The sequence below is a fragment of the Nocardioides sp. genome, from assembly GCF_036274455.1.
Taxonomy (GTDB): domain Bacteria; phylum Actinomycetota; class Actinomycetes; order Propionibacteriales; family Nocardioidaceae; genus Nocardioides.
The window spans coordinates 1-7,861 of sequence record NZ_DASUFR010000019.1; the positions used below are offsets into that span (position 1 = coordinate 1).

Sequence of the window (7,861 nt, forward strand, 5' to 3'; positions counted from 1 at the left end):
CCCGTCGCCAGATCTCCGACTCCGTGGACTTCTTCCTCTCGGGACGCTCGCTGCCCGCGTGGGTGACGGGACTGGCGTTCATCTCGGCGAACCTCGGCGCGGTCGAGATCATGGGGATGTCGGCGAACGGCGCCCAGTTCGGCATCCCGACCGTGCACTACTTCTGGGTCGGGGCCATCCCGGCGATGCTGTTCCTCGGCGTCGTGCTGATGCCCTTCTACTACGGCTCGAAGGTGCGGTCGGTGCCGGAGTTCATGCGACGCCGGTTCGGCACCGGAGCCCACCTGGTCAACTCGATCCTGTTCGCTGTTGCCCAGCTGCTCATCGCGGGGATCAACCTCTACCTGCTCGGCAGCATCATCCACGCGCTGCTCGGCTGGCCTCAGTGGGTGGCGCTGATCGTCGCCGCCGCGATCGTGCTGTCCTACATCACACTCGGTGGCCTGTCGGCGGCGATCTACAACGAGGTCCTGCAGTTCTTCGTCATCGTCGCGTCGCTGGTTCCGCTCACCCTGCTCGGCCTGCACCGGGTCGGCGGCTGGAACGGCCTGACCGACAAGATCACCTCGGCCGCCGACCAGGGAAACGGCATCGCGCCCGCCGACCAGCAGCTGAACTCCTGGCCCGGCAACGCGCTCTCGGGCTTCGACTCCGACTTCTGGTCCATCGTCGGCATCGTCTTCGGCCTCGGCTTCGTGCTGTCCTTCGGCTACTGGACCACGAACTTCGTCGAGGTCCAGCGCGCGCTGGCCTCCGACTCGATCTCCTCGGCGCGCAAGACCCCGATCATCGGCGCCTTCCCGAAGATGTTCATCCCGTTCATCACGATCATCCCGGGGATGATCGCGGCCGTCCTGGTCAAGGAGATCGCGGAGACCAAGGCCGGGCAGACCGTCCCGGGAGGCGCCGGCGGGGACGTGAAGTTCAACGACTCGCTGCTCTTCCTCATGCGCGACGTCCTGCCCAACGGGCTGTTGGGGCTGGCGATCACCGGGCTGCTCGCGGCGTTCATGGCCGGGATGGCCGCGAACGTGTCGGCGTTCAACACCGTCCTGAGCTACGACCTGTGGCAGACCTACATCGTCAAGGAGCGCGAGGACCACTACTACCTGCAGGTCGGCCGGATCGCGACCGTGGCCGCGGTGGTGGTGGCGATCTTCTCAGCCCTCGTGGCATCGAACTTCAGCAACATCATGAACTACCTGCAGACGCTGTTCGGCTTCTTCAACGCGCCGATCTTCGCCACGTTCATCCTGGGCCTCTATTGGAAGCGGATGACCGCCACGGCCGGCTGGGTCGGCCTGCTCGCCGGGTTCCTGGGGGCGGTCGTCGTCGCGGAGCTGAGCGAGGACGCGTTCGGCTCCGCCAGCACCGGCACCATCCCCCTGAGCGGCCAGGGTGCGGCGTTCCTCGCGGCGTCGGTCGCCTTCGTGCTCGACGTGGCACTGAGCGTCGTGGTCTCCCTGATGACGCGGGTCAAGGAGACCCAGGAGCTCAAGGGCTTCGTCTGGAGCGAGACGCCCAAGGAGGACCTCGTGGATGCCAACGAGGCGTCGTACCCGTGGTACCGGCGCACGCTGCCCCTGGCAGGTGTCGCGCTGGTCCTCGTCATCGCCTTGAACCTGGCGTTCTGAGGAGGATCCAGAGATGGCTGCAGAGACCGCATCGAACCGCAGGCACACCGCCGGGGCGCTCGACATCCGCAACATCATCGGCGCCCTGCTCGGTGCGTACGGCGTGATCCTGCTGCTGATGGGGATCTTCGGTGACACCGAGTCGGACAAGACCGGCGACGTCAACGCCAACCTGTGGGCGGGCATCGCCCTGGTCGTCGTGTCGGTGGTCTTCCTGACCTGGGCCAGGCTCCGGCCGGTCAGGGTGCCCGAGCACGTCGAGTCGCCGGACGACGGCGGGCGACCGCCGGGCCACCAGGACTAGCTGCCGGCCGTGTAGACGACGACGGTGTCGATGACCCGCTCGGACCGGTAGAGGTCGAAGGTCAGGACGCACCCCTGCTCGTCGGTCGTGTCACGGTCGTCGACCTGCACCCGAAGGGCGAACCGCACACCCATCGCGGCCGGGCGCGGGAGGCCGCAGGTCGTCGTGGTCGGCAGGGTCGCCTCGACGTGCAGCGAGGGCATCCCGCTCAGCGTGGGCGACGTCTGCCGCGCCGCCTTCGCGACGAGGTCGGACAGCGTGCCCCAGCGGTCGTGGGCGGTCGCCTCGTCATGGGTGAGGGTGACCGGGTCGCCGTCGTCGACGATGAGCTGCACCGTGTCGGCGAACATCGGCGCCGGCCCACCCAGCGCGAACTGGACGAACGCCCAGCCGTCGGCCCGGGCCAGAGCCTGCACGGGGCAGTAGCCGCCGGTCGGTGCGGCGGTCCGCACCGTCACGGTGTCTCCTCGGCCGAGGAACCTCCCGGCCGGCGGGTCGGAGCCGAGCACCAGCCCCTCGGGCTCGCAGGAGGCGGTGGGCAGGAACTGCACGGCGTACCCGTCGTCCTCGAGCAGCTGTTGCGCCTGGCTGCCTTCCATCGCGAACAGCGACGGCACCGGCTGAGGGGCAGGGCGATAGGTCACGGCGATCCCGACCGCGACCACGGCGGCTACGGCCCCGAACGCGAGGAGAGGCCCGCCGCGGCGCCTGGTCGGGGGCGGGCTGCCGCTGACCGCGCGCTCGATCGCCGTCCGGACGATCGGGTCGGGGTCATCGGCCCGCCGGATCTGCTTGCGCTGCTCGAGCAGCACCCGGTCGACGACCGTGCCGGCCTCACCCTCGGCGCAGCCGAGCAGGACGGCGTGCTCGATCAGCCTGCCGTACCGCGCTGCGACGTAGTGGTCGAAGTCCACGGGCCCTCCGTGGTGAGGGTACGTCGCGCGCTCGTCGGAGGTGCAGCCTCTGATCGACAGCGTCGATGGTGCGGACTTGCGGATGCCCGTGGTGGGCGTACCGCTGGTCGAGCCTGTCGAGACCTCCGTGGGGTGGGCACCTGCTGGTCGGCCGCTGGTCGAGCCTGTCGAGACCTCCGCGGGGTGGGCGCCTGCTGGTCCGCCGCTGGTCGAGCCTGTCGAGACCTCCGCGGGGTGGGCGCCGGGGTGGGTCCCAGCACCGGGTCACCTGGCTTCGAGGCTCGGCGCCGGGGCGCCTCGCACCTCAGCCACCGTGGTGGCCTGCCGCTGGTCGAGCCTGTCGAGACCTCCCCAGGGAAGGCGCCCGGGCAAGTCCCAGCGCCGGGTCACCTGGCTTCGAGGCTCGGCGCCGGGGGCGCCTCGCACCTCAGCCACCGTGGTGGCCCGTCGCTGGTCGAGCCTGTCGAGACCTCCGCAGGGAAGGCACCCGCGCAGGCAGCGGCGTGCCCTGGTGGGGGTGGCACTAGATTTCCGCCGTGGCACCTCACCGCATCCATGCCTTCGGTGACGACGCGCTCGCGAACCGCGACGCGGTTGGGCTGGTCGAGGCCCTGCATGCGGGTGAGGTCTCGATCCCCGAGGTGATCGATGCGGCGATCGCCCGCGCCCAGAGGGTGCAGCCGGAGCTGAACGGGATCGCGCAGGAGACGTTCGACCGGGCTCGGTCGGAGGCCCGCGACCCGCGGCCGGGCTACTTCGCCGGCGTACCCACGTGGTTCAAGGACAACGTCGACGTGGCGGGTCTGCCCACCATGAACGGCACGGACGCATGGGCGCCGGTCCCGGCCAAGAAGGACGGCGACTTCGCGCGGATGTTCCTCGCGACCGGGCTGGTGCCGCTGGGCAAGAGCCAGCTCAGCGAGTTCGGCTTCTCACCGAGCGCCGAGCACCCGCGGATCGGTCCGGTGCGCAGCCCGTGGGACACCCGGCACACCGCGGGTGCGAGCTCGGCGGGCTCGGCGGCGATGGTGGCGGCAGGCGTGGTGCCGATCGCCCACGCCAACGACGGCGGCGGCTCGATCCGGATCCCCGCGGCCGTCAACGGTCTGGTCGGGCTCAAGCCCACGCGCGACCGGCTGGCCCAGGACGCCATGATGCGGCAGATGCCGATCCGGATCATCAGCGACGGGGTGGTGACGCGGACCGTCCGGGACACCGCGGCGTTCTTCCGCGAGGCCGAGAAGGTCTATCGCGCCCTGCACCTGCCGCCGATCGGCGACCTCACCCGGCCCGGCCGGGGCCGGCTGCGGATCGGCGTCCACACCGAGGGCGTGGGGCGTGGCGCTTCCCCGGAGGTCGCCGAGCTCACCCTCAAGGTCGCCGCGGTGCTCGAGGAGCTGGGCCATCGGGTCGAGCACGTGAACGCGCCCGTGGGTGCGTCGTTCCCCGACGACTTCCTCCTCTACTGGTCGAGCATGGCCTACGTCCTCAGGCGCACCGGGCGCAGGCTGCACGGCCGCTCGTGGGAGCCCGCCAACCTCGACAGCATCAGCCACGGCCTGGCCGACTACGCACGACGCAACCTGCACCGCATGCCCGGAGCGATCCGTCGGCTGCGTCGCAGCCGGCTGGCGTCGGCTCAGTTCTTCGAGAGCTACGACGTCGCACTCACCCCGACGCTGGGCACCGAGACCCCCCGGATCGGCTGGCTCGACCCGACCCAGGACTACGAGCAGGTCATGGACCGCATCCTCGACTGGGTCGCCTTCACGCCGCTCCAGAACGCCACCGGCGACCCGGCCATCTCACTGCCCCTGACGACCACCGCCAGTGGGCTCCCGCAGGGGATGATGTTCGGTGCCGGGGCGGGCCGTGAGGCGACCCTGATCGAGCTCGCCTACGAGCTCGAGGAAGCCATGCCGTTCGCCTCGATCCAGGGGTGACCGGTCATCGTCGGGCGATTCGGCCAGACCGCCGAGGCTGTGTAGAGTTCTCCGTCGGTGTCACCCACCGGCCCCTTTAGCTCAGTCGGCAGAGCGTCTCCATGGTAAGGAGAAGGTCTACGGTTCGATTCCGTAAAGGGGCTCTGGCACAGCCGCGAGGCCGTGCACCCGTGGCGGGGTAGCTCAGGTGGTTAGAGCACACGGCTCATAATCGTGGTGTCGCGGGTTCGAATCCCGCCCCCGCTACTACCCAAGCTTCGACGCAACACCGACAAGAGGACTCACCGTGGCCAGCAAGAGCAGCGACGTTCGCCCCAAGATCACGCTCGCGTGCACCGAGTGCAAGGAGCGCAACTACATCACCAAGAAGAACCGGCGCAACGACCCTGACCGGCTCGAGATGATGAAGTACTGCCCGCGCCAGCGCCGTCACACGCTGCACCGCGAGACCCGCTGACCACCAGCACCAGTCGTTCGTCGGCCCGGCAGGAGCTCCTGCCGGGCCGATGCCTTTCCGACGGCACCCACTAGGTTGGCCCCATGCCCGTGGACCAGTCGCTCGTGGGCCGCAGCTTCCCTCCGACCGCGCCGTACGCCGTGACCGAGGACAACGTCCGCGCCTTCGCCGAGGCCACCGGGGCGACGTACGCCGGCGGCCCGGCCCCCGCGACGTTCCCGATCGTGATGGCCTTCGGGGCGATGAACGCCTTCCTCGAGGCCGAGCAGCTCGACCTGTTCCGCATCGTCCACGGCGAGCAGCGGTTCGCCTACGAACGGCCGATCGTGCCCGGCGACGTCCTGACCGCGACGCTGAGCGTGGCCAGCCTGCGCCAGATCGGCGGTGCCGACATCATCGGCACCGCCAGCGAGATCACCGACGAGGCGGGTGCGCTGGTGTGCACCGGCACCGCCACGCTGGTGCACCGGGGAGCCGACTCATGACCCTGGAGCCCAAGACCTACACGGTCACCCGCGCCGACCTCGTCGCCTACGCCGAGGCCAGCGGCGACCACAACCCGATCCACCAGGACGAGGAGGTCGCGCGCAGCGTTGGCCTGCCGGGCGTGATCGCGCACGGCATGTACACCATGGCGCTGGCCGCCCGGGCCGTCGCGGACTGGTACCCCGGCGCCGAGCTCGTCTCCTTCGGCTGCAAGTTCACCGCGCCCGTCGTCGTCCCGGCCGGGGGCGGCGTCGAGGTCGAGGTGTCGGGGGAGGCCAAGGAGCCGGAGGACGGGCTCACCACGGTGGCGCTGACCGTCACCTCGGGTGGGCAGAAGGTGCTCGGCATGCCCAAGGCGGTCGTCCGCGCCGCAGCCGGCGCCTGAGCCGATGGCAGAGCAGCTCGCGGACCACACCACCCTCCGGCTCGGTGGTCCGGCGCGGAGCTGGGTGCGCGCGACGACCGAGGCCGAGCTCGTCGAGGCGCTCTCGACGGTCGAGGGGCCGGTCCTGGTGCTCGGCGGCGGCAGCAACCTCGTGGTCGCCGACGCCGGCTTCGACGGCACCGTGGTCGAGGTGGCGACCAGCGGTGTGCACGCGGACATCGAGGGCGACGACGCCACGTGCGGTGGCGTCGTGGTCACCGTTGCCGCCGGGGAGAGCTGGGACGAGCTGGTGGCCCTGGCGGTCGGGCGCGGCTGGGTCGGCGTCGAGGCGCTGGCCGGCATCCCGGGCCTGGTCGGGGCGACGCCGATCCAGAACGTCGGCGCCTACGGGCAGGAGGTCTCGCAGACCATCGCGCGGGTGCGGGTGTGGGACCGCGTCCTCAAGGGCGTGCGGACCTTCGCCAACGCCGACTGCGGGTTCGGCTACCGCACCTCGAGGTTCAAGGCCGACTCCGGTCGGCACGTCGTTCTCGACGTGACCTTCCAGCTGCGGCAGGGCGACCTCGGGGCGCCGGTGCAGTACGCCGAGCTGGTCCGGGTCCTCGGCGTCGAGCTCGGGCGCCGCGCCCCGCTGGCCGACGTGCGCGACGCCGTGCTGGACCTGCGCCGCGCCAAGGGGATGGTCCTCGACCCCGCCGACCACGACACGTGGAGCGCCGGGTCGTTCTTCACCAACCCCGTCGTCGATCCCGCCCAGGTCCCCGAGGGCGCTCCCGCCTGGCCCCAAGCGGACGGGCGGGTGAAGGTCTCCGCCGCGTGGCTCATCGAGCGGGCCGGCTTCCACAAGGGCTACGGCAGCGGCTCGGTCGGCCTCTCGACCAAGCACACGCTCGCGATCACCAACCGCGGCGGCGCCACGACCGAGGAGCTGCTGGCCCTGGCCCGCGAGGTCCGCAACGGCGTCGAGGCCACCCACGGCATCCGGCTGGTCAACGAGCCGGTGCTGGTCGGCTGCGAGCTCTAGTCACACCAGGGGCAAGTCCCAGCGCCGGGTCACCTGGCTTCGAGGCTCGGCGCTGGGGCGCCTCGCACCTCAGCCACCGTGGTGGCCCGTCGCTGGTCGAGCCTGTCGAGACCTCCGCAGGGAAGGCACCTGCTGGCCCGCCGCTGGTCGAGCCTGTCGAGACCTTCGCAGGGTAGGCACCTGGTGGCCCGTCGCTGGTCGAGCCTGTCGAGATCCCCGCAGGGTAGGCACCCGCTGGCCCGTCGCCGGTCGAGCCTGTCGAGACCTCCGCAGGGAAGGCGTCCGGGCAAGTCCCTGCGCCGGGTCACCTGGCTTCGAGGCTCGGCGCTGACGCGCCTCGCACCTCAGCCACCGTGGTGGCCTGCCGCTGGTCGAGCCTGTCGAGACCTCCGCAGCGATGGCACCTGCTGGCCCGCGATGGCTGAGGTGTGAGGCCGTTCACGGCCGAGCCTCGAAGCCTCCGCCGGGCAGGCATCCGGGGTGGGTCCCAGCACCGGCTCACCGGGCTTCGAGGCTCGGCGCTGGGCGTCTCGCACCTCAGCCACCGTGGTCTGAAGAAACAACCGGCCCCGTCCACGCGGGACGGGGCCGGCCGTTTCACCGAGTCACGGACTCGGCGGTGCTACTTCTTCTTCTTGACCTTGACCACGAAGTCGTCCTGACCGGCACTCACGGTCGCTGAACCGAGGTACTTCGCGGTCAGCGTGTTCTTGC

General features: G+C 70.7%; 8 protein-coding genes and 2 tRNA genes. 9 read left to right on the plus strand and 1 reads right to left on the minus strand.

From position 1 onward, the window contains the following. The coding region (locus VFV89_RS01560) for a sodium:solute symporter family protein (RefSeq protein WP_329704133.1) at positions 1-1,634 on the plus strand (1,634 nt) is incomplete at its 5' end. Positions 1,635-1,647: 13 nt separating this feature from the next. Beyond that, positions 1,648-1,938, plus strand: a complete 291-nt coding sequence (locus VFV89_RS01565; RefSeq protein WP_329704134.1) for a hypothetical protein — start codon at positions 1,648-1,650, stop codon at positions 1,936-1,938. Here the strand turns inward: VFV89_RS01565 and VFV89_RS01570 are convergent. Then, on the minus strand, positions 1,935-2,852 hold the full coding sequence (locus tag VFV89_RS01570; protein WP_329704135.1) for a PASTA domain-containing protein: 918 nt from the start codon (positions 2,850-2,852) through the stop codon (positions 1,935-1,937). The genes VFV89_RS01565 and VFV89_RS01570 overlap by 4 nt on opposite strands. 536 nt (positions 2,853-3,388) lie before the next feature. Here VFV89_RS01570 and VFV89_RS01575 point away from each other — a divergent pair. The 7 genes from VFV89_RS01575 (at position 3,389) to VFV89_RS01605 (ending at position 7,147) form a co-directional block, all read left to right on the plus strand. Then, positions 3,389-4,795 (plus strand): amidase, encoded by a 1,407-nt coding sequence (locus VFV89_RS01575; protein ID WP_329704136.1) that lies wholly within the window; start codon positions 3,389-3,391, stop codon positions 4,793-4,795. 70 nt (positions 4,796-4,865) lie between these two features. Beyond that, a tRNA-Thr gene (locus VFV89_RS01580) sits at positions 4,866-4,938 on the plus strand. A 29-nt stretch (positions 4,939-4,967) separates the two neighbouring features. After that, positions 4,968-5,041 (plus strand) — tRNA-Met (locus VFV89_RS01585). Between the two features lie 40 nt (positions 5,042-5,081). Next, positions 5,082-5,252, plus strand: a complete 171-nt coding sequence (gene rpmG, locus VFV89_RS01590) for a 50S ribosomal protein L33 (protein WP_329704137.1) — start codon at positions 5,082-5,084, stop codon at positions 5,250-5,252. A gap of 83 nt (positions 5,253-5,335) precedes the next feature. After that, a complete protein-coding gene (locus VFV89_RS01595) occupies positions 5,336-5,737 on the plus strand; it encodes an FAS1-like dehydratase domain-containing protein (RefSeq protein ID WP_329704138.1) in 402 nt (133 codons plus the stop codon). After that, a complete protein-coding gene (locus VFV89_RS01600) occupies positions 5,734-6,123 on the plus strand; it encodes a MaoC/PaaZ C-terminal domain-containing protein (protein ID WP_329704139.1) in 390 nt (129 codons plus the stop codon). Before VFV89_RS01595 ends, VFV89_RS01600 begins: the two co-directional genes overlap by 4 nt. 4 nt (positions 6,124-6,127) lie before the next feature. Then, positions 6,128-7,147, plus strand: coding sequence for a UDP-N-acetylmuramate dehydrogenase (locus VFV89_RS01605; protein ID WP_329704140.1), 1,020 nt, complete (start codon positions 6,128-6,130; stop codon positions 7,145-7,147). The last annotated feature ends 714 nt before the right edge of the window (positions 7,148-7,861 follow it).

Excerpts from the sequence above, each read along its gene's own strand:
- VFV89_RS01565 (WP_329704134.1), top strand. The coding sequence starts at position 1,648 with ATGGCTGCAGAGACCGCATCGAACCGCAGGCACACCGCCGGGGCGCTC.
- VFV89_RS01595 (WP_329704138.1), top strand. The coding sequence starts at position 5,336 with ATGCCCGTGGACCAGTCGCTCGTGGGCCGCAGCTTCCCTCCGACCGCG.
- VFV89_RS01600 (WP_329704139.1), top strand. The coding sequence starts at position 5,734 with ATGACCCTGGAGCCCAAGACCTACACGGTCACCCGCGCCGACCTCGTC.
- VFV89_RS01605 (WP_329704140.1), top strand. The coding sequence starts at position 6,128 with ATGGCAGAGCAGCTCGCGGACCACACCACCCTCCGGCTCGGTGGTCCG.